Origin of the sequence: Pseudomonas sp. Z1-12, assembly GCF_051132015.1 — a bacterium.
Classification (GTDB): domain Bacteria; phylum Pseudomonadota; class Gammaproteobacteria; order Pseudomonadales; family Pseudomonadaceae; genus Aquipseudomonas; species Aquipseudomonas zanjanensis.
In genome coordinates this window covers 3,998,256-4,024,380 of the sequence record NZ_CP071647.1, presented here as the reverse complement: position 1 = coordinate 4,024,380, position 26,125 = coordinate 3,998,256, and the positions used below count along the sequence as shown (strand labels likewise).

Annotated in this window: 21 protein-coding genes; 16 read left to right on the top strand and 5 right to left on the bottom strand. The window is 53.8% G+C overall.

What is annotated here, in order from left to right; translation table 11 throughout:
• Positions 1-81 precede the first annotated feature (81 nt).
• On the bottom strand, positions 82-624 hold the full coding sequence (locus tag J3P85_RS16925) for a DUF3455 domain-containing protein (protein WP_434702552.1): 543 nt from the start codon (positions 622-624) through the stop codon (positions 82-84).
• Positions 625-903: 279 nt separating this feature from the next.
• On the opposite strand from J3P85_RS16925, the gene J3P85_RS16920 reads away from it, so the two are divergent.
• Genes J3P85_RS16920 through J3P85_RS16905 form a run of 4 tightly spaced genes read left to right on the top strand, consistent with a single transcriptional unit; the run spans position 904 to position 5,216 of the window.
• On the top strand, positions 904-1,587 hold the full coding sequence (locus J3P85_RS16920; RefSeq protein WP_434706395.1) for a methylamine utilization protein: 684 nt from the start codon (positions 904-906) through the stop codon (positions 1,585-1,587).
• Entirely contained in the window at positions 1,571-3,928 is a 2,358-nt protein-coding gene (locus J3P85_RS16915) for an EAL domain-containing protein (protein WP_434702551.1), read from the top strand. The genes J3P85_RS16920 and J3P85_RS16915 overlap by 17 nt, the downstream gene beginning before the upstream one ends.
• A 5-nt stretch (positions 3,929-3,933) precedes the next feature.
• Entirely contained in the window at positions 3,934-4,797 is an 864-nt protein-coding gene (locus tag J3P85_RS16910; RefSeq protein ID WP_434702549.1) for a DUF3034 family protein, read from the top strand.
• Positions 4,797-5,216 carry a group I truncated hemoglobin gene (locus J3P85_RS16905; protein ID WP_434702548.1) on the top strand — a complete coding sequence of 140 codons (420 nt, stop codon included), beginning with the start codon at positions 4,797-4,799 and terminating at the stop codon, positions 5,214-5,216. Before J3P85_RS16910 ends, J3P85_RS16905 begins: the two co-directional genes overlap by 1 nt.
• Positions 5,217-5,249: 33 nt before the next feature.
• On the opposite strand, the gene J3P85_RS16900 is transcribed toward J3P85_RS16905, so the two are convergent.
• Positions 5,250-6,917 (bottom strand): sensor domain-containing diguanylate cyclase, encoded by a 1,668-nt coding sequence (locus tag J3P85_RS16900; protein WP_434702546.1) that lies wholly within the window; start codon positions 6,915-6,917, stop codon positions 5,250-5,252.
• Between the two features lie 1,061 nt (positions 6,918-7,978).
• Here J3P85_RS16900 and J3P85_RS16895 point away from each other — a divergent pair.
• Positions 7,979-9,880, top strand: coding sequence for a potassium transporter Kup (locus J3P85_RS16895; protein ID WP_434702544.1), 1,902 nt, complete (start codon positions 7,979-7,981; stop codon positions 9,878-9,880).
• 721 nt (positions 9,881-10,601) lie between these two features.
• Here the strand turns inward: J3P85_RS16895 and J3P85_RS16890 are convergent.
• From J3P85_RS16890 to J3P85_RS16880, 3 genes are read right to left on the bottom strand one after another with little or no spacing between them, the layout of a single operon-like run.
• Positions 10,602-10,862 (bottom strand): hypothetical protein, encoded by a 261-nt coding sequence (locus J3P85_RS16890; RefSeq protein ID WP_434702543.1) that lies wholly within the window; start codon positions 10,860-10,862, stop codon positions 10,602-10,604.
• 10 nt (positions 10,863-10,872) lie between these two features.
• The gene (locus J3P85_RS16885; protein WP_434702541.1) at positions 10,873-11,754 is read right to left on the bottom strand and encodes an RHS repeat-associated core domain-containing protein; all 882 of its coding nucleotides are present in this window, start codon (positions 11,752-11,754) and stop codon (positions 10,873-10,875) included.
• A 23-nt stretch (positions 11,755-11,777) separates the two neighbouring features.
• A complete protein-coding gene (locus J3P85_RS16880; RefSeq protein ID WP_434702540.1) occupies positions 11,778-15,518 on the bottom strand; it encodes a hypothetical protein in 3,741 nt (1,246 codons plus the stop codon).
• A 663-nt stretch (positions 15,519-16,181) separates the two neighbouring features.
• Here J3P85_RS16880 and J3P85_RS16875 point away from each other — a divergent pair.
• The 11 genes from J3P85_RS16875 to gspD all read left to right on the top strand — a co-directional run bounded on the left by J3P85_RS16875 (position 16,182) and on the right by gspD (position 26,089).
• Positions 16,182-16,865, top strand: coding sequence for a type II secretion system protein GspK (locus J3P85_RS16875; RefSeq protein WP_434706394.1), 684 nt, complete (start codon positions 16,182-16,184; stop codon positions 16,863-16,865).
• Positions 16,866-16,980: 115 nt separating this feature from the next.
• Positions 16,981-18,678 (top strand): type II secretion system ATPase GspE, encoded by a 1,698-nt coding sequence (gene gspE / locus J3P85_RS16870; RefSeq protein WP_434702539.1) that lies wholly within the window; start codon positions 16,981-16,983, stop codon positions 18,676-18,678.
• Entirely contained in the window at positions 18,675-19,880 is a 1,206-nt protein-coding gene (locus tag J3P85_RS16865; RefSeq protein WP_434702538.1) for a type II secretion system F family protein, read from the top strand. The genes gspE and J3P85_RS16865 overlap by 4 nt, the downstream gene beginning before the upstream one ends.
• A 16-nt stretch (positions 19,881-19,896) precedes the next feature.
• Positions 19,897-20,328, top strand: coding sequence for a type II secretion system major pseudopilin GspG (gspG, locus tag J3P85_RS16860; protein WP_434702537.1), 432 nt, complete (start codon positions 19,897-19,899; stop codon positions 20,326-20,328).
• A complete protein-coding gene (locus tag J3P85_RS16855) occupies positions 20,329-20,763 on the top strand; it encodes a GspH/FimT family pseudopilin (RefSeq protein ID WP_434702536.1) in 435 nt (144 codons plus the stop codon).
• Complete coding sequence (locus tag J3P85_RS16850; protein WP_434702535.1) at positions 20,760-21,137, top strand: prepilin-type N-terminal cleavage/methylation domain-containing protein; 378 nt, start codon at positions 20,760-20,762, stop codon at positions 21,135-21,137. Before J3P85_RS16855 ends, J3P85_RS16850 begins: the two co-directional genes overlap by 4 nt.
• Before the next feature lie 5 nt (positions 21,138-21,142).
• The gene (locus J3P85_RS16845) at positions 21,143-21,742 is read left to right on the top strand and encodes a prepilin-type N-terminal cleavage/methylation domain-containing protein (RefSeq protein WP_434702534.1); all 600 of its coding nucleotides are present in this window, start codon (positions 21,143-21,145) and stop codon (positions 21,740-21,742) included.
• On the top strand, positions 21,685-22,764 hold the full coding sequence (locus J3P85_RS16840) for a PilN domain-containing protein (protein WP_434702533.1): 1,080 nt from the start codon (positions 21,685-21,687) through the stop codon (positions 22,762-22,764). The genes J3P85_RS16845 and J3P85_RS16840 overlap by 58 nt, the downstream gene beginning before the upstream one ends.
• Before the next feature lie 3 nt (positions 22,765-22,767).
• On the top strand, positions 22,768-23,367 hold the full coding sequence (gene gspM / locus J3P85_RS16835) for a type II secretion system protein GspM (RefSeq protein WP_434702532.1): 600 nt from the start codon (positions 22,768-22,770) through the stop codon (positions 23,365-23,367).
• The gene (locus J3P85_RS16830; protein ID WP_434702531.1) at positions 23,360-23,875 is read left to right on the top strand and encodes a type II secretion system protein N; all 516 of its coding nucleotides are present in this window, start codon (positions 23,360-23,362) and stop codon (positions 23,873-23,875) included. The genes gspM and J3P85_RS16830 overlap by 8 nt, the downstream gene beginning before the upstream one ends.
• Positions 23,876-23,911: 36 nt before the next feature.
• On the top strand, positions 23,912-26,089 hold the full coding sequence (gene gspD, locus J3P85_RS16825) for a type II secretion system secretin GspD (protein WP_434702530.1): 2,178 nt from the start codon (positions 23,912-23,914) through the stop codon (positions 26,087-26,089).
• Positions 26,090-26,125 lie beyond the last annotated feature (36 nt).

The window sequence follows — 26,125 nt, the reverse complement described above, 5'->3', positions numbered from 1 at the left end:
GACCCCAAGCCCGGAGGCAAGGGGGTATTCATGGGAGAAGAGTAGCCGACTTTGCCCTGACCACTGGCCGTCGATCGTGCTCTATTGGGCAGCCCAGAATATATAGTCGGCCTGATATTTCACTACCTCACGCTTGCCTTTGTTGGCGCTGGAGCATTCGGTCATCGGCGCTACGCCACCCTTGACGGCCAGCCGCTGGATGTAACTGACCCCGCTCATTGCGCCTTCCCCTTCGGCGGGGTTGGCCTTGACCAGCTGCAAGGGGAGGTCTTTGGGGCTGACCGATGCGACCGCCAATTGGGTTCCGGTGATTTTCGAACCGTCGTTGGCTTGCCATGTTGCAGGTGGTCCGAAATAAGTACCGATAGCCTTGCCGCTTCGATCGTTCAGCAGCGCTTTCGGGCCGATGAAAAACCATTCTGTCTGCCCTGCGGCATTGGCCTTGTCACGGCATTCATAAGTGATTTCTCCGACTCCTGCAGTTTCGAGCGCGACCTTATGCCCGGCCGGGACCTTGATGCTTTCAGGCAAGCCTGCTTGCGCGTAAGCAGCAGGCATCGCGACGAACAGGCAACTGGCAGTCAATGCAGTACCGACAATGCAGAACAATCGTTTAGCGTTCATACAAGCTTCTCCTGAGAATCTGATCAGCGCAGCGGTTCATGGCCGCTACATGTACTACCCTCTGGAACGCGGACTGGATGCACTTGGCTGAATAAAAATATCAACGACCGTTTCAGCGGGGCTCGCAAGGCCGGCAGTCGGTCATGTCGGGCCTGCCTGTTCAGGTTTTTGCTACGCGGTCGATACCTAGGTAAATGGGCGATCAGTGCGTGACTGCCGATGCCGCCATCAGGAGTCTCGTCACCAGGACGATTCACCCTCGTTTTCAATGGAATGGGCATGTCCAGGAATAACCCGCTTTTTGCACTGCTGTTACTGTTCGCGTGCCCTGTCGGGTGGGCGGGGGTGGCCAAGCTTGATGTGGCGATGCACGAAGGCACAGGCCAGCGGCTGCCCGACGCGGTGGTCACGCTGCAAGGCCCGATCGGTGCGCCGTTGGCGCCTCCCGCCGCCAATATGGATCAGCGCAACCAGCAATTTGCGCCCCATGTGCTGGCGGTGCACACCGGCACCCCGATCAAATTCCCCAACAGCGACAACATCCGCCACCAGGTCTACTCGTTTTCGCCGGCGAAGCGCTTTGAGTTGCGCTTGTACGAGGGCACCCCCTCCGAGCCGGTGCTGTTCGATAAGCCCGGCGTGGTGGTATTGGGCTGCAACATCCATGACCGGATGCTCGGCTACGTCTTTGTCACCGACGATCCGCGTTTTGCCGTCAGCGATGCCCAAGGCAATGTGGTGCTGAACGATTTGCCAGTCGGCGAGTACCGCGTGACGCTTTGGCATCCTCGGCTCAAGGGGATGCAACCGATCGATGCCGGTTCTGTGAAACTTCCTGCGGCCGGCCTCAAGCAGAACTACACCCTGACGCTGGAGCCTTTACCTGAGCAGCCCGCAACCGCTCCGGCTTCGACTGCCTTCGGCGATACATTCAAGCGAGCGGCTCGTGAAACTGCGCAATAGTTTCCAGGCGCAAGTCGCAGCGGTGATGATCCTGTTGTCGCTGGGGGTGATCGCCGTGTTGTATTTCAGCGTCAATGCGGCGACCCGTTCTGCGGTGCGTAGCCAGTCCGAGGCGCAGTTGGACGTCGGTACGCGCGTCTTCGAGCGGCTGCTGGAAGTGCAGGGCCGACGCTTGGCCGATGGCGTGCAGTTATTGGCGGCCGACTTCGGCTTTCGCGAAGCGGTGGCCAGCCGGGATGCTGCAACCATCCGTTCAGTGCTGGTCAACCATGGCAAGCGCATCAATGCCAGCGACATGATTCTGCTGAGCATGGACGGCGAGGTGCTCGCCAGTACCCTCGACAACATGCCGGAAGGTTCATTGTTCCAGTACAATGGCGCGCTGCGCCTGGCACAACGTGCGCGCCAGGCCATGGTAATCGTACCGTTGCAGGGTAAACCGCATCTGTTGGTGGAAACGCCCGTACTCGCACCCCTGCCTGTTGCTAGGGTGGTGATGGGTTTCAGCATGGACAAGGCCTTTGCCAGTGAGTTGCGCTCACTCACCAACCTTGAGGTTTCGTTTCTTGCCGTTGATCAACAACGGCCTGGTGAGCTTGTCAGCACGCAACCAGACGTTCTGCGCGGGCCTGTCTCCAGCTTGATGCTCAACTCGTCCAACCGCAACAGCGCGGTACTGACGGAGCACCTGGATCGCAATTTCCTCAGTCAGTTTCTGTTGCTGGCTGACGGTTCGAGCGAATACGATGGGCAAGTAATAGCACTCTTGCAGAGTCCGCTGGACGTGGCCATGCAAGCGTTTGCTCCGCTGGACGAAAAAATCCTGGCGATTACCCTGGTCGCACTGATCGCCTCGTTGGTCGGCGCTTTGCTGTTGGCACGAGGTGTGTCGCGTCCGGTCAAGTCACTGGCCCTGGCGGCGGAGCGCATCGGTCAAGGCGATTACCAGACCCCCGTGGTATTGGAGCGGGAGGATGAACTCGGGGTGTTGGCCAAAGCCGTCAATTCGATGCAAAGCGGCATTGCCGAGCGGGAGCAGCAGCTGGCCCACAACGCCCTCCATGACCCCGTCACTGGCTTGCCCAACCGCGCATTGGCCATGGAGCGCCTGGGCAGTGCAATTGCCGCCAACCGGCCGATTGCCCTGATCTGCATGGGCATCCATAACCTGCGGGCCATCAACGAAACGGTCGACCCCGAAACGGTCGACCGGCTGCTCCGTCAGACCGGCCAGCAAACCCAAGCCCTGTTGCACCCTGGCGACACCGTGGCGCATCTGATCGCCGAGGAGTTCCTGGTTCTGCTCGATGGGATGGACAGCGATGCGGCGGTCGCCTTGGCGGACAGGTTGCAGCAAGTATTGCTCAAGCCCCAGCACATCAACGGCCACGACCTGGCCCTGGACTGCAGGCTTGGAATAGCGGCCTTCCCGGCGGATGGGCAAAACGCGCAGACCCTGCTGGAACGCGCCTCCATCGCCATGAAAGACGCGGCGCAGATGCCAGGTCATCTACAGATTTATCAGCACGGGCGTGATTTGGCCCACCGCCGCCAGATCGCCCTGATTCGAGACTTGCGCCACGCGGCAAACAACGGTGAGCTGCTCCTTCATTACCAGCCCAAGATGGACATTCTGAAGAGTCATGTCCGCCAGGCTGAAGGCCTGTTGCGCTGGCAGCATCCGCAACTGGGCCCGATCTCTCCAGCCGAATTCATTCCCTTGGCAGAACGGACCGGAAGCATTCAGGCACTGACCCATTGGGTAATCAACGAGGGCATGCGCCAGCTCTCGGAGTGGAATGGGCGAGGGTTACGCTTGCAACTGTCATTGAATATATCCGCCGAAGACCTGATCAGCGACGATCTGCCTGTTCGGGTCGTGGCGTTGCTGCGCACGCATCGGCTGCCAGCCGAGCAGCTGGTATTTGAAGTCACCGAAAGCGCTGTCATGCGCGAGCCCGAGCGGGCCTTGAAGAATCTCCATCTGTTGCGCGATTGCGGCATCAGTCTGTCGGTGGATGACTTCGGTACCGGCTATTCGTCCTTGGCGCACCTCAAGCGACTGCCGGTGCAAGAGTTGAAAATCGACCAGTCGTTCGTCCGAGACCTGCATGACACCAGTGAAGATGCGGTAATTGTCCGCTCGACCATCGAAATGAGTCATAACCTGGGGCTCAAGGTCGTTGCCGAAGGCGTTGAATATGAACACAGCCTGAGGTTACTCGAACGTTGGCATTGCGATACCGCGCAGGGCTACCTGATCAGCCGTCCGCTGACCGCCGCGGCGTTCGAGGCCTGGGTGGCGTTGCCTTTGAATCTTCATTCTTCGCTGGTTCATTGAACATCATGACTTTACGTTTGTGGCTATCGATCGCCTGTTGCACAGGACTTGCCCTTCAGGTCGTTTCTGCCGACGACGGGCGTTTGATCGCGACCGGTGGCGCCGCCAGCCTGGAGGGTGCCGCCGGCGGCGGAATTACGCCGTGGGCAGTGCTGGCCGGTTACGGCGAAAAAAACGAGTGGGGGGCGACTGCGTTCGCGACCTCGGTCAATCTGCCGGATTATCGGCTGGATGTCGCCGGGCTGGCCGTGGCCTACGACAACCGGGTCGAGCTGTCTTTTGCCCGGCAGCGTTTCGACCTGGGTTCGCTGGTGAACAAGCTGAACCTGCCCGACGATAACCTCGGCCAAGACATCTTTGCCATGAAGGTGCGTTTGTTCGGTGACGTGATCTACGACGATTTGCCGCAGGTTTCCCTTGGTCTGGAGTACAAACACCAGAACAACTTCCTGATCCCGAGCCTGGTCGGCGCCAGGCGGGACAGCGACACCGAAGGCTATCTGGCTGCCAGTCGGTTATTCATGGGCGGGGCGTTTGGCTACAACCTGCTGCTCAATGGCAGCCTGCGCTACAGCCGTGCCAATGAGCTGGGGTTGCTCGGGTTCGGCGGTGACCGTCGCGATACTCGTAGCGTGCTGAAGGAGGGCTCCCTGGCGGTGCTGCTCAATCCGCGCTGGGCACTGGGCGTCGAGTATCGGCAGAAACCGGACAACCTGTCCTTTGCCGGGGAAAGTGACTGGGCTGATCTGTTCGTCGGTTACTTTCCCAATAAACATCTGTCGGTGGTGCTGGCCTACGCGCGGCTGGGCGAAATCGCGACGCTCGACCGCCAGAACGGCACATATCTTTCGGTGCAGGGGAGTTTTTGATGCGCATTGTCCTGCTGGTGCTGATCGGGCTGTTGAGCGCCTGCTCACAACCCTTGTCCAGGGACGACTCGCTCTATCAAGACCTCGGTGCACAGGCCGGGATCACCCGGATCGTCGAGGGCATGCTGCTGAATATCGCGCGTGATGAACGTATCGTAGAGCGCTTTCGCAAGATTGATATCGAGCGGCTGCGCGACAAGTTGATCGAGCAATTTTGCCTAGAAACCGGCGGCCCCTGCACCTACACCGGTGACAGCATGGCCGAGAGTCACAAAGGGCAGAACATCAGCCGCAGTGATTTTAATGCCTTGGTTGAAGACCTGATTGCTGCGATGGATGAACAGCGTGTTCCGGTGCCGGTGCAAAATCGGCTGATCGCGCGGCTGGTACCGATGCGCGGCGAGATTATCGAGAAGTGAGGGATTCGACCCGTGGTTTAAGCCAGCCCTGTCTCAGGCCTTCACTGGCTCAATCTCGCTGACTGGGTTATTTGTAAGTCCTGCCGGCTCATGGAATTGCGCTTGGGATTTGCCGGCACGCTTAGCTCCATATAACGCTTCATCGGCCTTACCCAACGCGTCAGCAAAGTCGCCCTCGGTCCACAGTGCACCCCCGATACTACAGCCCACTCTGATCACCTCGCCTGCAAGCGGGACCGGTTCTGCGAGCTTTGTAATGATGCGTTGAGCAGCGCTTTGCACGTTTGCCATTGATTCACCCGCCCTCAACCGCAGCAGCAGGACGAACTCGTCACCGCCGTGGCGTACCGCAATGTCACCGTCGCGCACGGTTGCTAAAAGACGTAGGCCAACTGCATGAAGCAGGGCATCACCAACGGCATGTCCAAAACGATCGTTCACTGGCTTGAAGCCATCCAGGTCCAGGCATAACACGCCAAAAGCAGGCTGCTGACCGAGCTCATTTTCTATATTCTTGACGTAGTTCTCCAACGCAGCGCGGTTGGGCAAACCTGTCACCGTATCGCGATAGGCTACCCCCTTGATGAGAGCCAATTGGCCCTTTTTTTGCGTCAGGCTTTCAACCAGGTGCCGAATGATCATGCTTAGCTTTTCTACTTCAATGCTGCCCTTCACCAGCGGAATGTCTGCATCGGCCCCTTCGGAGAGAAGCGTAGCAGCCTCAGCTATTCGATTTAGTGGTCCAGTAATGACACCGGCTACGAACCATCCAAGCACAGCAAAAGCGATGGATAACATGCCTCCCCAAAGAAGTATTTCGGCGCGGAGGCCATTTGCCTCAGCAAAGGCGACTTCTGCCGGCTGACGTGTCACAACGGTCCAGCCCAAACCAGGGTAGCCATCAAGTCCTGTGCTTTCAGCAGCTCCTACCACATAGGTTTTTCCATCCTGCCATTGGCTGACTGACCAGCGAGTTTCACTGTTGTGGTGAATGCCCGCCTCACTAGGTTTGCCGATCAGGTGTTTGGGGCCGAGCAGGACTATACCGTCTTTGCTGATGACCAGAAATTCCAAGCCGGGAAGGCTGTTCTTCAGAGGCTCGAACATGGTTCGACCTATTTCCGCAGCCCATTGCCAGGAAAGATGAGTGGCCAGTACGCCGATAAAGCTTCCGGCTTTATCCTGTACGGGCATGCTGATGTCGACGAACTTCATTGCTTCTCCCGAAGGGTTCGGCAAAAGCTTTGCGAGCATTACCGCTTCGTGTACGTCGCCGACAAACGTTTTGTCCTGCCCCTCCATGAACACAGGCCGATGCGCAATGCTGACGCCTTCAAGCAAACGGCCGGTTGAAGCAACGACAGTGCCTTGGGCGTCGGTGAGCCCGATCCATGAATAGCTCGGAAACTGGGTATTGAGGTGGTTGAGCAGCCTTCTTGCTTCGCCTATGTTCGTAGGGTCGCGCAGTGCCTCCAGTGCGCTCAGGACGCCGAGCTCCTTGGAGCGGCTGTGCATGTCACGATCGAGCCGGTCGATCATTGAGGCGGCATATTCAGCGAGCTGATGCCCTGTCTGTTCTTTATGCCTAGAAATCGCGGATGCGCCAATGACACTGCCAAAGATGCAAGTGAGTACCAGCACGGCGAGGGCGACAATAACCGCAATTTTCGCCCTCAGGCTCTGAAAGGGGAGGAGCTGCATGATAGGTTGATCCAGTAGATCAAACGCCTACGATCCCTGGCATTCTTGCATGGATTATCGGCCAGCATCGCCCTTGCTTTAGCTTCTACGTAATGGTGCTTCGCATGTATCCGAGACTTAAGAGCGCAGCGGCAAGATTGCTCAACCATCGTTCTTCGCCAAGAAGCCATCCAGGTCCAGGCATAACACGCCAAGACTGGCGGCTGGTCGGGTCCATTTTGTGTGTTCAGTCCACGCTGCTGGTGCCCCCTGTGTTGGAAATAGGCCATTAGCGCTTACCATTGAGCGTACACCGCTAGCTTTAAGGCGATCCATCTTCACTGACAGATTCAGGCGCCGTAAACGCTTGTCACCACATGAGGTAAATGAAATATCGACCGCCTCTTGGCCCTATCAGGTGTTCTGGAAGAACAAGGTTTATGCGTGACCATGTTCAGTTGTAGGGCTACTAGGAGGTTGCGCAGCTTTCGGTTGGAAGCTGCGTAGCAATTAGGTCCGCTGCAAAGGTCTTTGGCCGAAGCCATTTCGCTGGTTGACCATCAATGCTAATGCGTACCCAATTATTTGCTTTCCCTAGAGCTGAACCTTGTCTCCAAGCTTCGGCTTGGAGAACGATTTCCGCCAAGTTGATCACGGATTACTAAGCTCGTTTACGGTCACGTACGGATTGGCCGACTGGGCTGGTGGAAGCCTCCCGTCCAAACCTTCAGTCCTGGAACGCTTTATATCCTTTACTGTTGATGCTATCCCGCACTAAACCAGCTTGAGTGGGCAAACAGGTGACCGCGCTCGCGATGAGGGCAGGCAGATCGCTGAACGGATCGATACGCCGTACCGTCGTGAAATCGTAAACAACCCTGGGGGGCAGTGAGGGGAGAGGACAGCGCCTGGGCAGTTTTGAGTAAGACCGAGCAGCGCGAATTTTACGTTTTTTTTACGGAGGCTGTTCCCCGCCGCCGGGATACTAAGCGCGTTTCTGGCGCCCTGGCCCTTATTCATCTTGCGATGATAAGTCCCACGGAAGCCATGTACTTACTCCCGCCGTCAGAGAGAAGCCCCCCGTGAGTGAAACGGCGACCCTTGCACACGAAAACTCACCCTCCAGAACATCCGGCGTCGGCTTGGTCATTGCCGCCGTCGGCGTGGTCTATGGCGATATCGGCACCAGTCCTCTCTATACGCTGAAAGAGGTGTTTTCCGGTCACTACGGTATCCAAGCGAATCACGACGGGGTGCTGGGTATCCTGTCGCTGATTTTCTGGTCGCTGGTCTGGGTTGTCTCGATCAAATACGTGCTGTTCATTCTGAGGGCCGACAACCAGGGGGAAGGCGGCATCATGGCGTTGACGGCCCTGGCCCGTCGCGCGTCGGCACCTTATCCGAACATGAGCAGGATACTGGTGCTGCTAGGCCTGTTTGGCGCGGCCCTGTTCTACGGGGACAGCATGATTACCCCGGCTATTTCAGTGCTTTCGGCGGTTGAAGGGCTCCAGCTTGCCTTTGATGGCGTAGAGAAGTGGGTGGTGCCGCTGTCCGTCATCGTGTTGGTGGCGCTGTTCCTGATACAGAAACACGGCACGGCGCGGATCGGCACCCTATTCGGGCCGGTGATGGTGTTGTGGTTTGTCGTGTTGGGTGTCCTTGGGGTCTACGGTATCGTGCAGCGACCTGAAGTGCTCCAGGCGCTGAACCCGGTCTGGGCAATACGCTTCTTCGTTGTTCACCCAGGTGTCGGCGTGGCGATCCTGGGCGCAGTCGTACTGGCCTTGACCGGTGCGGAGGCGCTTTATGCGGACATGGGCCACTTCGGTCGCCGGCCGATCTCTCGTGCATGGTTCATGTTGGTGCTGCCGGGGTTGGCGCTCAACTATTTTGGCCAGGGTGCCCTGATCCTGGAAAACCCCGAGGCCGTTCGTAATCCTTTTTATCTGCTGGCACCGGGCTGGGCATTGCTGCCCATGGTCGCGTTGTCGACGCTGGCGACCATCATCGCCTCCCAGGCCGTGATCTCCGGTGCTTTTTCCCTGACGCGGCAGGCTATCCAGCTAGGGTATGTCCCGCGCATGTTCATCCAGCACACGTCCAGCCATGAACAGGGGCAAATCTACATCGGCACGGTCAACTGGGCACTCATGGTCGGTGTGGTGTTGCTGGTCATCGGCTTCGAGTCGTCCAGTGCTCTGGCTGCCGCTTATGGTGTTGCAGTCACCGGTACGATGCTGATTACGACGATTTTGGCATCGGCGGTCGTGCTCCTGCTTTGGAAAATACCACGCTGGCTGGCCATTCCGTTGCTGCTAGGTTTCTTGCTGGTAGACAGCCTGTATTTTGCCGCGAACGCGCCGAAGATCTTTCAAGGTGGCGCGTTCCCAGTGATTGCCGGCATCGGTCTGTTCATCTTGATGACGACCTGGAAGCGGGGCCGTAAGATCATCGTCGAGCGGCTGGATGAGACTGCGCTCCCTCTGCCTTTGTTTATTGCCAGCGTTCGTACGCAGCCACCCCATCGGGTGCAAGGTACCGCCGTTTTCCTCACCGCGCGGGCCGATGCCGTTCCGCACGCGCTCTTGCACAACCTGCTGCATAACCAAGTGCTTCATGAACAGGTGGTGTTGCTAACCGTGGTGTCTGAAGACAGCCCCCGGGTGGCCGCTGGCCGACGCTTTGAGGTCGAGGCCCATGGAGAAGGGTTCTTCCGCGTCAGCCTCCATTTTGGTTTCATGGAAGAACCTGACGTGCCGCTGGCATTGAGAGAATGCCATCTCAACGAGCTTGATTTCAGCCCCATGCGGACCACTTACTTTCTCAGCCGCGAGACGGTGATCCCAACCAAGCGCATTGGCATGGCTCGATGGCGCGAAAATCTGTTCGCGTTTCTGTTGAAGAACGCCAACAGCAATCTGAAGTATTTTAAATTGCCGTTGAACCGGGTGATAGAGCTTGGTACGCAGGTTGAGATGTAGGGGACCATATCCTGGGAGACGGGCGAATCAACAAATTTAAGCCAGGCGGGCAGGATCGGAATGCTCTTTTCAGCGCTTACTCGGACCACCAACCTTTTTCCACTTGGCCGTACTGTAAGCCACTGAACCAGCTTTCCAGCTGCACGTCAAAATTGGTGATCTGCGCGAGATTCTCCTGGAGTGGGTCTAAGAGGTCAGCCTGCTTGTGAGCCCAATCAATCCATCTCTGGGCCATTTCGGGATCTGCTAGAGAGGCAAATTTAAGGCTGTCTTCAACACTCTTTATGAACGCCCGTAAGCGCTCGGCGCGTTCCCAGCACTCCGTATGCTTAACGAGTGACCGCCTGAGACGACGCTGTGTTTCCAGATCCTTGTTCCCCCGCCAGTTGCCTCTCCCTGGGTAGCCCCAGGTACGGGGGAATCAGCCTCACTTTTGTCTTTTCCAGCATTTGTGTTCTGTTCATTGTGGGCCCGCCCAGCGGACCAAGTATCGGGACTGCCAAAATCCGAAGCTGAAGAGCCCCCAAAGCTAAAATCATCGCCCGATTTTCCACCGCCGCCGTTGAGCATTGTGTTTACTGGCAGCGCGCCCGCAAGCGCAGTTTTAACGGCTTAAAGTATGAGTTGCAAGGCAGTGTAGCTCGAACGCCTATCTTTTAGTTGTTGTTGTAATAGGTGCGTCACCTCCTCCTGTAAGGAGGAGGTGTGTTAATTGCTTTATTCAGTTTTCAAAGGTTAGGTCATGTAGCTTTATCGCCTCTTCTAGAGATGGCAGCCATTCACAGCGAGATAAAGGACTCTCCTCCATAAAAAGCTCCATTGTGTTTTTTAGAGCGTTTAATTGGTATTCATGCGTTAAAGGTTGGCGGAAGAATTCAACATTTTGAACGCAATGCTCGCCACTATTTAAATTTTCAAAGCAAAAATAAATAGCAAGAGTGTGTGAGTCTATGGTCTTCCATACTTCATGAGGCTTTAGCATGTTATCTCCATTAATCTGATGGGGTCCACTTGCCGCTAGCGACCCGGCCATTAGTATTTGCACGGGAGTTTTTAAATTGCGACACAGTATTGCCTCTGTTGTCAGTAATTACCACTCTATCCCCTTTGACGTGAACGTTGTGTCCCGTATCGTTGTCAACATAGTGTCGGCCTCCTTCAATAACTCTATTTTTGTCCCCCACTTGACGATGAGAATCCGTTTGAGCTTCTTGGGAGCGTTTGTTTCCATGATCAATGCGACCGTCAGTAATGGCAGAGTCATCCTTTGTATCTACCTCCTCGTTGTGAACCCGTCCGGTGGACCAAGTGTTGGGGTTGCCGATGTCTGAGCCTGAAGAGATCCCCCCTGAGTTGAAACTATCAGCCCCCGCTTGATTGCCGCTATTATTGGCTGAATTTAAAATTGCGGTCGCCGACAAAGCTGTATATAAAGCTATTAAGGGGGCGATGAGGAAAGCGTAATTACCATCCGGATCAACGTATTTATACGGGTTGTTATTCGCATAGGTGTAGCGATTGAAGCTATGGAGATTATCCTCTTGGAAGTCGACAGCATCCACCCCCATAAACCGTCCCAGCACCGGATCGTAATACCGGGCCCCCATGTACGACAAACCAGTGGCATCGTCATAGGCTTTGCCGTGGTAGCCGATCTTGTTACTGCTGCTGGGCGCCGAGCGATTCAGCTTGTCCCCATAAGGCTTGTAGTTCTCCTTCCACAGCAGATTGCCAGCGGCATCCGTGGCAGCCATCGGGCTGCCCGAAATGTCATTGTGAAAGTAGGTGATGGTGTCGGCGATGGTAACGGTGTTCAGCATTAGGGCCAGCAGACCTACGCCGAGTTTCTTGCCCAGCTTCTTCAGAGCATCCATGTGTCTCTCTCCTTTTTTCCAGCTCATGGGCTGACCCGCTGGGCGATGCGCTTGTCACCCAGATAGAGGTACTCGGTGAGCACGCCTGCATCCAGTTCGATCAACGGTTTGCCATTGGAATCGTGCATCTCGTAAACCTTACCGCTGGCCTTGGTCACGGCACTGCGGTGGTTAAGGCCGTCATAGCTGTATTCCACCTTTTTCGCAGGAACAGCGCAGTTGATGCAGGTGAGGTTGGGCACGTCATTGTAGGTATAGGTGTTGCCCAGGCTGCTGCTTACGTTGCCATAGGCGTCATAGCCGAAGGTGCTGGCTCGCAACCCACTCACACTGCTGAGACGGTTGCTGGTGTCATAGACGTAGGCGAGACTGGATTGCCCAAGGGTTTGCTTGGTGAGATTACCTCCACCGTCGTAGGTGATGCTGCCCTGGCCCCAGAAGCCGACAGCGCTGGTCAGGCGGTTGATGTTGTCGTAGCCCAGCGTGCGGTTGAAGCTGCTGTCAGCGGTGTCCTTGATTGTGGCCAGGTTGCCGACGCCATCATAGGTGTAGCTGCTGTTGAGGTAGACACCGGCAGTGGCTGTTTTTTGGGTGACGAAATTGGTCGGCCACAGGCGCGCATTCTGACCATAAGTAGATACGGTACCGTTGCTGTAGGTGACGCTTTGAATCAACCCGGACGGCCAATACTTTACGTTGGTAACGTAGCCCGAAACCGTGGTGGGTCGTCCCAGGGCATCGGGTGTGTAGCTCACCACACGACCGGACTGCGGGTAGGTGATGCTGCTCAACTGATCATTGCCGTTGTAGGCATATTTAGCAGTGAACACCTTGCCGTCCAATGCCAGACTTTCCTGGATCAGGTTACCTGCGGCGTCGTATGCAAAGCTGCGATTACCGCCGCTGGCATTGCTGGTCAGCAGTTTACTGTCCTTGTTGTAGGTGTTGGTGATCGCAGGTGTGGTGCCAGGATAGACGGTTGACTTAAGGCGATCGAGAGCGTCATAGGTGTACTTTGTGATGCCCGAAGCGCCCACTTTCTTGGTGATCATATTCCCTGCGATATCACGACCATAGGTGGTGATACCGGTTTCTGGGTTGGTGACACTGATCAGGTAATTGTGGGCGTCATAGCCGTAAGTGCGCTTTCGTCCGCCCTGTGTAACCGCTGTCATAAGACCGTTAGGGCTGCGTTCAATACTCACGTTAGCGGACGCTTCAGGCGCGGCAATGGCCATCAGCAACTGTTTGTCCGGATTACCGTAAGCGCGGTAGGTGTAGGTCGTGGTTTTACCTCGCTCATCCACGACCGACATATTGGCCGGACCATAGGTGCGAGATTGGAAGGTGCCATCGGCATTGGTCTGGCGAGTCAGGCGATTCAGGGCGTCATATTGATAGCGCGTACCGGTCGCCACGCCTGGGTTGGACTCAAACGTTTTTCGGCCCAAGCCGTCATAAGTGAAAGTTCTGGTGACACCGGCCAATGTGACACTGGCGGGGTGGCCGAACGGGCCGTATACCGTTTTCTCCACCAAAGCGCCGCGAGTAGCGGTTTTCGAGGTGGGGGTATAGGCAATGGTTTCGCGGCTGCCCACCGGTGGTGTAAACGACGTCTGGCGGTTCAGACCGTCATAAGTATAAGTAGTGGTTTTACCTTCACCGTTGGTTTCAGAGGTAATATTGCCCACATTGTCCACTACACGGGTAAGGGTAATACCTTCGGGGTGGGTTTCGGTTTGTGCAATGCCCCTTTTGTAGTTTGAGTAGGTATAAACCCTGCCGCCTGGGGTAGTCTTGCTGGCGATGTTGCCTTGAGCGTCATAGCTGAACTTCGTAGTCACCCCATCACGTGTTTCGGTCAGAACCTTGCCATTGGCGTCGAAGGTGCGGGTCATCGAAACGCCAGGAGATACCTCGCTCTTCAGGTGACCGATGATCCACTTGGCGGGGTCGTTGAAGTAACTAAGGGTCGTTGTGCGACTGCCTCCGTTGGGGCCTGCTTCTGTGCGAATTCCTGGGTTGCCATAGATGTCATAGTTAGAATATGTAGTTGTGTAGGTGGTTCCTCCGCGTGTCACAGTTCTCTTCTGTAAATCTGCCGCCCAAATGGCAGCGTCGTGGACGTGTCCTAAGTCGTTTATACGAGTGTAGGAGTTGGCAACAAGTCGAGGCTGCCAGGTATAGGTCTCTAAGGCGCCGTTTGGATAAGTTTTCTCCATCAGGCTACCAACCCGCCATGCGTTGTTTTGGTAGTTTGGGCGCGGGGCGGTGGTGGTAATTGAAAATCCAGGCCCCATATATTTATAAGTTGTGGTGCCCTCCGGTCCGGTTATCTTAGTAGTGTCGTAAGCTCCAGCGCCTCCGCGAGTATACCCATAGGCCCAAGTGTCTCCTGTTGAAAGCGTGCGCTTTTTGATACGCTCCCCTCGCACGAAAACTACTGAGCCGCCGAGCGGTGAATTCCAATTATAAAAGTCATACTCATAGGATATCTTGCCTCCTGACGGGAAGGTGAGGCCGACTAGTTTGCGGCTGGTTACTCCAGCTGTATCTAAAGGGATTGTGTTAGGCAGAGAACTAATGCCGGAGGCGACAAAACTTCCAGGAGCATAGTTGTAAGCCCATGAGGCACCGGTCGGAATTGTGACTTTAGAAAGAGTGCGAGAGTTAAGCGCGTCAGGCGTTAGGTAACTGTACGTCCAAGTTCTACCTGCATTATCAGTCATTGACAAAAGGCGGCCTGAGGCTGGGTCGTATGAGAAATTTACGCTTCTACCATCGCTGGAGGTTATGCTCGACAATAGCCTTGATGGCTTCTCGATTTCGGCGGATGTTGGAGTGTTGTAAACAGTAAGATAGGCATTAACGCTGGCTGTTGAAAGTGCAGAGAACGGGGCGCCGAAATCAATGTACTTATAAGTTAGTATATTCCCGGCTGGATTTTTTGCGGATTTTGCCGACATATAGCTTGATGAGTTTAACGGCGTGGTAAACATGGTATCAATTTCTATTGGCAAATAGTAGTGATCGTCCTTGTGTATACCGTGTTTTCCGATGCGCCGATCAGTGGTGATGTTTCCCATGTCATAGACTACTCCTTGCGGAGATGTGAGCTTTACGTTATTGGATATGCAGTCAACCTTCCAGCCGTTTTTTGTTTGTGCTTTATAATTATCAAGCATATATAAAGTTTGTGTTTCTCCATTCGGCATCTCCAAAGTGGTCATGTGTGGGGGGAAGTTCCAATTGGATGCTCTTCTGTTGGCACAAAGCTCCAGAAGTCCGCTTTCCATGTAGATAGGAGTGTTGCCTTGCATGTTATAGTGATGATCAAAAACTATACGTGGTGCAACATTTAAAGACCAGCCAGGCCCTAGGGCTGCCCATCGGTAGGAAAGTAAATGGGTGGAGGCTAATCCGGTTGAGGCGGAACGCATATCATAGTTTCGCCACACCTCAATATCGAGACCACCATTTCCAGGCAATGAGAGATCTTTATGACGTAGAACAAGGTTTCCTGACCAAGGGTCAACTCGATCAATTTCTCCATAGTCAATTTGATCCACCCGAAGTGGGCGAGTGTCGGTATCAACAGTAGAGCGCGCTTGTACAGTAAAGGGAAGCAGAGCATAAAAAAGTGTCAGTAGTAGGCTGACTCTGATTGATGGTGAAGTTCCACCTAAAGGGATATGATTGGCAATCTTAAATAATCGAAATTTCTTGAGAAGCACGTTGAGTTGGGAGGTGAGATGATATATCAAGAGTAACTCCATTCCATTGGTGGTGTAGGATGTTTTTTGGGGGGAGGCGATGTTATCAACTGTTATATGTTCGCGCCGATCTGAGGCTCCGGTTCAGCCTAGGGCTGAAAGGGCAATGTGCCACCAGTGATCATGGGAAATCAATAGGCCTTTTTAGTAGTCGGTGGGTGTTTATCTCGAATGTCGATTCGAAGCGTCTATGGCTGCCCTCGTCCTTGCGGCGAGCAGCGGCTTATGCTGGTTAAACGTAACCGTGAGGCTTGGAGAGCAGATATGAAGGAGGTGTAGATGGCCATGAGACCGTCACAATTTTTTGTGATCTTCATCGGAGGACGAAGACCCGCTTCTAAAAATTACGCTGTATTGGTCAAAAAGGTGTGGCTAGCCAATAAAACTCCGTTGCCGGCCACTACGGGTTGTTCTTCTCTCGAAAAACTGTTAGGTGCCTGGAGATGGTCGCCACTCCCTGATAAGGCTAGCGAATGACTCCTTAGCTCTGTTTCTTCTGAAGTGTGTTTTAGGGTAGATTTAACTTGTGAATGCCTAAGGTTGTAGGGCTTGTTTGTTTCACCGAAAATAATGGAAGACATTAGGTCGTCAAGCATGTTGGATCATGGGGGGAGGAGGGCCGAGTATCGGCAACAGGGAGCAGCCTTGATCCTCGTGCTGTGGGCTGTCGCGGTTCTTGGTTTATTGATGGCCGGTGTGTTGTCGAGCGTTCGTATTGAGAACCGCCAAAGCCATAACGAGTTACAACGAAGCAAGGCCCTGATCGCCGCTGAAAGCGGCATAGCGTTAGCCGTAAAAAATTTGCTGAACGACCCTGGTGCTTTCATCGCCGATGGAAGAGAGCATCGATACGATCTTGATGGGATTCGCCTGACATTCTCCGCTCGCAGCGAACATGGCAAGCTGGATCTGAATTTCTGTCAACTGGATCACTTTTCCAGCTTGCTTCGATTCATGGGGGCTACGCAACACGAGGCGGCCTCATTTTCAGAACTGCTGTCTCAGCGCCGAATCGAAGGAAAGCCATTAGGTCATTTGGAAGAGCTTTTAGACGTCACATCGATGAATGTCGATCTGTACCGGCGAATTCTGCCACTCGTTACTTTGTGGAGCGGCAGGGGGGTACCGGACGCTGCATTCGCCGCCGAGCCATTGCTTCAAGCACTGCAAAACAAGATTTTGCCAGGCGTCATGAGCAATGCGGGCTCCGTTATCAGTATTGAATCTTCTGCTGAACTGAGTAACGGCTTCAAGGCGGGCCTTGTTGCCACGATTTCGCTCAACCGTAGCGCAGACGGAAGCATGCTTTATAGCGTCTATCGCTGGCAGGAGCGCTAGGTAGGTATTCACATTTGGAATGGTAGTGAAGCTAGGGGCAAACTGATATCATTCGCGTTTTCTAACGTGTTTTCTCCTCGGGAAGCACCCATGTAATCCCTAGTTCAGTGGCGAAATGGATATCACCGCAAGCCTAATAGAGCGTCTGCTCCAGCAAGGAAGCTTAAGTGCTGATGGGTTAGAGCACCTGGTTCGTTTGCGCAGTTCCCAGCCCGAAACTCCTGTTCCAGACCTGCTTAGCCGGCTCGGACTGGTATCAGAAGGGAACCTTGCTGCTGCATGGTCCAGCTCGCTAGGTTGGCCGCGATATAGTGGGCAGCCTGTGACCGAGATTCCTGAGGGGCTCCCTGCGCTTCCACTGCGCTTTCTAAAACACTACGCAGTGGTCCCGGTTGGGTTCACCTCGGACAACGCTCTAGAAATTGTTAGCTCAAGGCCATTGAATGACTATCCATTCAAGGCCATTGAGTACGCGACGGGATTGAGTGTTAGACCGCTGGTGGGCTTGCAAACCGAGGTCGAGCATTTGATCGAGCATCTATATGGGCAGGGTCGAACGGCAATGGGGTCGTTGACTGACCAGTTTGATCATACGGCGCAACTTGACGACATCGATCATCTCAAAGATCTGGCGTCTGAGGCGCCGGTAATTAAGCTGGTGAACCTGATTCTCCAGCGAGCCGTCGAGATGTTCGCCTCTGACGTACATATCGAACCCTTCGAGAATCGTTTGAATGTCCGCTATCGCGTTGACGGTTTATTGCGAGAGTCCGAATCACCTCCGGTCAGTTCCGCAGCGGCGGTCATTTCCCGCATCAAAATCATGGCCAAGCTGGACATCGCCGAGCGGCGTTTACCACAGGACGGTCGAATCGCTTTTAGGGTTCAAGGACGACAACTCGATTTGCGTGTGTCGACTCTGCCAACCAGTTTTGGTGAGTCGGTGGTCATGCGTCTGTTGGACCGGCAAACCATAGCGTTCGAATTCACAAAATTGGGGTTTGATGGCGAGCGCCTTAACCGGTTTCTCGAGGTGCTGCAGCGTCCGCACGGAATCTTGTTGGTCACGGGCCCTACCGGGTCAGGCAAAACTACAACCCTTTATGCTGCGATTTCTCGACTCAATACGGCCGAACGCAAGATCATTACAGTTGAAGACCCCGTGGAGTATCAACTCGAGGGGATCAATCAAATGCAGGTTAAACCGGCAATCGGTTTGGATTTTGCCGGAGCGCTACGCTCCATCGTTCGTCAGGATCCTGATGTGATCATGATTGGCGAAATCCGCGATTTGGAAACTTGCCGTATCGCGATTCAGTCGGCGCTCACCGGGCACTTGGTTCTGTCGACCCTACATACCAACAGTGCCTGTGCCAGTCTGGCTAGGTTGCTGGATATGGGCGTAGAGAGTTACATGTTGGCCTCCACTATCAATGGAGTTTTGGCTCAACGCCTGGTGCGCAGGCTTGATCCGGCTCAGCTTGAGGCCTTTGACGCGCCTGCTGCCGTGATCGCTGAGCACAAACTTGATCAATACACCAACGAGCGCCCAGTCCGGCTGTATCGGCCCAGGTCGGGCGCATCGAATGGTGGGTATCAAGGGCGTGTGGCTATTACTGAATTGCTGGTCATGTCCGACGAGATTCGTACGCTGCTGATGGATAAAGCCGACAGCACTACTGTCGAGCAGGCTGCGCGCAGGGGCGGTCTGCGCACTCTCTATGAAGACGGTCTGCGCCTTGCTTTGGCTGGTGTCACCAGTTTGGAAGAAGTCTTGCGAGTTACGCGGGACGACGGGGCGGTTGTGCCATGACCCTATTTCGCTACCGGGTGTTGGATCGTGACGGCCAGAGCACACGTGGTCAAATGCAGGCGAAGACCATTGAGCAAGCAATCAGCAAATTGCAAGAAGCAGGATTGCTGATCGTGGACATTCGTCCCGCAGTGACGACATTTTTGTCAGGTGGGCTCTTCCAAAAAAAACAGATTCCTGGTGTCGAAATTGTTCGATTCACGCAGCAACTCGCGACACTCCTTGATGCTGGACAGCCTTTAGAAGGTGCTCTGGCACTCCTGGCACGCCAATCAGATAAACGACCCGTTGGCGAACTGATCAGTCGATTACGGGAACAGGTAAAAGGTGGGAGCCTGTTGTCGGCAGCGATGGAGGAAGAAAACGGTACGTTTTCGAATTTTTATCTTAGCCTGATCCGAGCGGGTGAAGCGGCTGGTATGTTGGCTCAAACGCTGGTGCAGTTGTCACATTACCTGGAAAGAACTCAAACCCGAAACCGTGAGTTGGTCAGTGCTTTAATTTATCCGGCTTTCTTAATAGTCGGTGTAGTGGGCTCACTGGCGCTTTTGATGGTGTACGTTGTTCCGCAGTTTGTGCCAATTTTTAGAGACCTAAACATTACACTTCCGCTGCTCACCGAGTTAATTCTTGTATCGGGTGAGTTTCTCATGCAGTGGGGGCTCTATCTGACATTGCTGGCGGTGATCGGTGCGTGGTGGTTCAGCCGGCACTTGCGTGACCCAATTCGACGCTTACCTCTAGATGCACGTCTGCTGCGAATGAAGGTTTGGGGACCGTTACTGCAGGGCATTGAGACGGCACGCTTTGCGTTGACTCTGGGCACGCTTTTGGAAAGAAAAGTTTCGTTGCTCTCAGGGATGAGCATCACCCGGCAAGTCGTTAGCAATCTTGCTATTCAAGGTGCTTTGGAGCGAGCAACCCTTCTGACTAAAGAAGGTTGTTCATTGTCTACGGCCTTGGAGCAGACAAAAGTTTTCCCCGAGTTGGTCGTGCAGATGATTCGAGTGGGGGAGCAGGCCGGGCAATTGAGCGAGATGTTGCTAAAGTTGGCTGATATTTATGATAAAGAAACGCAAAGTACTTTGAAGCGCTTTATGGCCGCGCTGGTTCCCGTTTTGACATTGATTATGACGCTCTTGGTTGCCATCGTCATGTTGGCGATCATGCTGCCGCTGATGAGTTTGACTAGCAATATCTAAGGAAAGAGAAAACAAAATGCGTCAGATCTATCGTATGAAAAGTTTTAGCAACCGTAATAAAGGTTTCACCCTGCTGGAAATGCTCGCCGTCATCGTGCTGTTAGGTATTGTTGCGACTCTTGTCGTGCGCCAGATCGGTGGTGGCGTCGACAAGGGTAAATACGGGGCTGGCAAGGCGCAGTTGGCCAGCTTGAGTATGAAGATCGAAAATTACGCCATGGATGTAGGGAGCGCCCCGGCCAGGTTGGAGGATTTGGTAGTTAAGCCCGCAAATGCTCAGTCCTGGCAAGGACCGTACGCAAAAAAAAGTGACCTACTTGATCCGTTCGGTCATGCATTCGATTACCTAAACCCGGGTGAGCATGGAAGCTTTGACTTGGTGTTCCGGGGGCGCGATGGGAGGCCTGGTGGAACGGGGCCGGATCTGGATTTGGGGAGCTGGGAATAATTGCGCCAGAGCGGTTTCACTCTCCTCGAGATGTTGGCGGTTCTAGTACTGATCAGTATTGCGTTTATGCTACTGGCGTCGGGGATTACACGTGGCCTGGCTCATGCGCGCGAGCGCCAGAGCGTCAATGAGTTGTTGCAGAGTTTACGGCAAGCGCGAACGCAAGCGATAGTTGAAGGGCGTCCTATGTCCCTGCTATTTGACCTGGATAGCACCTGTTATCGCGTCGAGCAGTTTCCACCCCGTTGTTTGAGTGCCGGTACACAATTACGAATAGAAACAGCTGAGGGGCTGGGCAAAGACGTTACGTTGATTTTTTATCCGGACGGCAGCTCAAGCGGCGGCAACCTCAGCTTGAAAAATGAGTCCCGTGAAGCACGTATCGATGTGGGTTGGCTTACTGGCAACGTCAGCCTTGTCGAGCGTGTTCAATGAGGCGTGCTTATAACCCCCAGTCCGGCTTCACCCTTATAGAAATACTGGCAGCGACAGCCCTATTGGCTGTGGCCCTTGGCATTTTCATGAGTAGCATGGGGCAGTCCATGCAGCTGTACACGAAGGACGAGTTAAAAACGCGGATGGGGTTATTGGCCCGATCTTTGATCGTAGACAGGGCCTCCGGCCGACTGGAACCTGGTGTCACCACTGGTCAACAAAGTGGGATTGACTGGCGGCTTGAGTGTACGGAAGGAGAGGTGCTATCGGGCGTTCAGTTGTTCCAGTTAAAACTGATTTTACGTCACGCGGACACTATTGAGAGCTTCAGTACGTTGCGTGTTCAGCCCTTGAATCAAGGGCGATATCCGTGAGGCGAATGAGCGGCTTCACCCTCCTTGAAGTGATGGTGGCGATCAGTCTCCTAGGCATTTTGTTGATGTTAGTGAGCGGAAGTCTTTTGGCCACCAATCGAACCGTCCAAGGTACCGAGTGCTATGCCGTGAGGCTTGACGAGGTGAGAGCGGCTCAACGATTTTTACGTCAGGCATTGCAAGAAACAAGACCTATCGCCTTACCTGAAAAACGTACTCCACAACATCTGTTTGAGGGGGATCCTCAGAGATTACGGTTTTTTGCACCAGTACCATCGGGTGTTGGTGGCAAGTTGAAAATTCACCAACTTGAGTCGTTCAAAACGGAAACAGGTGATTTACAGCTGCGTATTAAGTTTTTCGAATCTGATGGCGTGCAGCCTTGGGGAGGCCCTCAAGTGTTGATGGGTAAGTTGCGTAAGGTCCACTTCAGTTACCGCGGGCTCGATGAAAAAAATTTCAGCACTGGATGGTTGGCGCAATGGCCGTGGCCAGAACGCTTACCACAATTTATCCGAGTCGAGCTTGACGCCGATGGACCAGTGCAATGGCCGTTGATGAGCGTTGCGGTGCGTACAAACCAGCAGTTGGGAGCGGCTCTGTGAAAGGAGAAATGATGTTATTTAGCTCACTTCGCTATCACCTGCGTGAACGTTGGGAAGGGTCGCCTATACCAGCATTTTTTAAGTGGTGGTTCAATGAACTCCTGGCATGCGTGCCATCCACCTGGCGCCATCGGTTGAGCGACCGGAATTTAACTCCGATCGTTCACTGGCCATTAAAAACCCCCTTGGATCATGAGACCGATAGAGCGGTTGTCTTGCTGCTGGCTGCCGATCAAGTTTTGTTGTGCCAACTGCAGTTGCCCCTTCAGAGTGCTCGCAATCTCAAGTCAGTACTGACCTTCGAACTAGATAAATACACGCCTTTCAAGGCAGAGCAGATCTACTTTGATGCACGGACCCGTGCATCTGAAAACCAGGCTCTACTGCAGATATCTCTGGTGCTTATTGAGCGCAGCCGTCTGGATGTGGCGGTACAGTCGGTCGAAGCACAGGGGGCGCGAGTGGTTAGTGTGGATGCAATGGATGAGACGGGGCGCCCGTATGGGGTCGACCTGCTGCCAAGGCAACATCGCGACATTCGGGCGACGCGTTTACGGTATACCAAATATGCTCTCAGTGCGGGCATTGGGTTTCTGGTCCTGTTACTCATGATGACCTGGGTTGGCAATTGCGAAAAAGAGCTCATTGAGATGCGAGAGCAGGTAGTTTCGCTTCGGACTCGAGCAATGGAAGTTGACAGGATGCGCAAGCAGTTGCAGGAGCGCACAGAAATAGAAAAAGCCTTAGTTCTGCAAGATAAGCAAAAGCAAACAAGCGTTGCTTTTCTCAATGAGCTTACCAACTGTGTACCTACAGATACCTGGCTAGAGCAACTAGAGATGCACCTTGACGGAAGTGTCACTCTCAGCGGGCTGAGCCGTCAGTCAAACTTGTTACCCGCTGAGCTTATGCGTTGTGCAGGCCTTGAGAAAGCAACCTTTCAGGGCGGAATTCAACCCGATCGTGAAAGTGGCCTGGAGCGTTTCAATATTGTGGCTCATCGTCGGAAAGCGGGAGTGTAACGCGTGTACAAGACTCGGCGCGCACAGCGATTCTACGCGATCGCCCTAGTGGTCTTGATGGGCACTTTTTTGTATTGGGCACTCCTGCATTGGTGGTTCATCGCGCCGCTACAGCAGATGGCTGAGGAAACGGAAATTCTGCAGGTGTCGTATCAGCGGTTTTCGACGCTGGAAGCACAGCGTGGATTTATCCAGGCTGAACTTGAATCGGTAACCCGACGCCCTCTCCCTAGCGAAGGGTTGTTAACAGCAGATGAGCCTGAAGTCGCGACTGCTCAACTCATGCAACTGGTTTCGGAGCGGCTATCACTTGAGCCAGCAACAGGGATCGCTTGTACCGTACTGAGTCGTAGCCCTCAAACAGCGACCCCGAATGGGCAGCTTCTACAGATCAAGGTCAACGTCGATATGGAATGCGGCATCGAGTCGTTGGCGGGTACCCTCCATAGACTCGAGAGTGAACAGCCCTATTTAGTCGTGGACACGCTTAGCATTCAACGTGCACCCAATTCAACGGAGGCTCAGGATCAGCAGGGTCGTCTAGCGGTGAAAATGCAGGTGAGCGGACTCCTGAGCGCTATGCAGGTTGCTGGACATGAATGAGCGCCTGTATATCTACAGAACGCTGCTGCCCTTGGCTGGCGTTGCAACCACATTACTGGTCCTCTGGATCGTAATGCTTAACGGTGCGGGGGCGACAGTAGAGTGGCGATCTCACGTTACCGTGTCTGCGAAGTTTCCAACGATGGCTGATCAGCCTGAAGTCACGACCTATCGATCCCAACCGACTCTGCAAGAATATCTTCAGGTTTGGTCTGCACCACTGTTTAACTTCGAACGCCAACCCGACGCTACAAACGCCGCGCAACTGATTGAGGCGCCCGCGCCTGCACTGGATAACGTGATACTCACCGGTGTGGTGATCGCCCAGGAGCTGAAGGTTGCATTGCTCAGAGTAAATAACGAAGCGCTTGCGGTGAGAGAAGGGCAATCTCTTCCCAATGGTTGGCTGGTCGAGCGCGTGAGCGAACGGCGGATCGAGTTAGTACATGGACAAACCCGGCAGAGCCTGGAGATCGAAAGTCCCAGGTTACCGATGACTCTCCCCTGAACTCATTATTACTAGTTTTATCAAGGATTTAATTTCGTGGTCAATCGTTTGGCTCTTTCCTGTGTGGCAACGATATTGCTGCAAGGCTGTATTAACCCAGCTACTCAACAAGATGATCGCCTTCTTCACGAAGGTCTCGCCGGAACCGAGGCTGACAATTCATTGGTCAGACCGCTGGGCAAGGTTGCTCCAACCGACAATGCACAGGTTTCCCCGCAGCCTCCGAGGCAGCAGATTATTCGCGGAAACCAACACTTTGTTAGCAAAGTAGCCGCCCGCCCAGAGCGTAAGCCTGAAGAACGTCAGAGCAAGGTAACGTTCAACTTCACCAATCAACCTATTGCTGCTGTGATCAACACCATCCTTGGGGATTTGCTAAATGAGGACTTCAGCATCTCCCAAGGGGTTAGCGGTGATGTTTCATTTTCGACAGCAAAACCTGTAGACAAAGATCAAGCGTTATCGATCCTTGAAACACTGCTGTCTTGGACCAATAACGCGCTGGTACGACAAGGAAATCGTTACTTAGTGGTTCCCGCCAATCAGGCGGTGGCTGGGCAACTGACACCACAATACCGTATGCCAGCTCCAAGCATTGGGTTGAGTGCCAAGTTATTCACCCTTGACTACATCTCTGCCGTGGAAATGCAAAAGCTGCTCAAGCCATTCGCTCGGGAAAATTCATTTCTCCTGATGGATTCTGCTCGCAATATTTTAGTCATGGCCGGTACGGCCGATGAGCTGAATAATTACCAAGACACAATTGATACCTTCGACCTTAACTGGCTCAAAGGAATGTCCATTGGAGTCTACGGTTTGCAGCGCGCCAATGTTGCCGAGCTGATACCTGAGTTGAACCAACTTTTTGGCCCGCGCAGCGGCACGCCCTTGGCTGGGATGGTGCGTTTTCTGCCCATTGAGCGGACCAATGCGATTGTCGCTATTTCCTCTCAGCCGGAGTATCTGGACGAGGTCGGTCGCTGGATCGATACAATCGATCAGGGCGGGGGATATGAGCCCCAAATGTATGTATACGACGTGCGTAATATGAAAGCCACTGATTTGGCCCACTATCTGCGGCAGATCTACGTCAGCAACGCGGTAGAACATAAAGAGCGTGCTCAGGTGGCACCAGGGTTACGCACGATTACTCTTTCATCGAATAAAAATACGGGACGCCTTGGTAGTTTGTCTTCCGCACCTACGAATAGCGATGAACTAGAGCCGAGAGCAGAGTCTTTGGAGTCTGAGGACTTGCAGGAGCAACAGGGTGAAGAGACGCTTGAAGGTAACTCCGCGGTCGTAGGTAAGGCCGAAGACCCTGTACGCATTACGGCGCAAAAGAGTAGTAATCAACTGTTAATACGCTGCCGCCCGACTCAGTGGCAGGAGATCCAGGCAGCGATCCGGAGATTGGATAATCCTCCTTTGCAAGTACAAATTGAGACGAGGATTCTTGAAGTCAGTCTTACTGATGGTATGAATCTAGGCGTGCAGTGGTATCTAGGCCGGTTAGCCGGTAAGTCAGGAACTCCTGGAGTTCAGAATGCCTCAGGCAGTCAAGGAGCTCTGGGGGCAGGCGGCGCTGCACTTAAAGCCACGGATACGCTTTTCTACTCTTTTGTCAGTGATAATCTGCAAGTTGCACTGCACGCTTTGGAGATCAACGGAAATACCCGTGTGCTTTCGGCTCCATCTTTAGTGGTAATGAATAATCAGAATGCGCAGATCCAAGTTGGGGATAATATTCCAATCAACCAAACTACAATAAACTTGGATAATACGTCAGTTAGTACTAGCAGTGTTCAATACATACAGACAGGCGTCATTCTTGACGTCGTGCCTCGGATAAATCCTGGTGGCTTGGTATACATGGATATTCAACAGCAGGTTAGCGATGCTAGCAAGATCGTAGATAGTAACGGTAATCCAAGTATTTCCACTCGTTCCGTATCCACTCAGGTTGCTGTGCAGAGCGGGCAAACAGTTTTGCTTGGAGGGCTTATCAAGCAGGACGAATCTCGGCAGGACAGTCGCGTGCCGTATTTGGGGACCATACCGGGACTCGGCTGGTTGTTCAGCGATAAGCAGAGCAGCCATGGCCGAACTGAATTGATCGTATTAATTACACCGAAAGTCATATCGGATAGTAACGCGGCGAGGGGGGTGACTACTGAATATCGTCAAAAAATGCAGCTTATTCAACCGTTCTAAAAATCAGGTGCTTTAATTAAGCACTGCACGGGAATT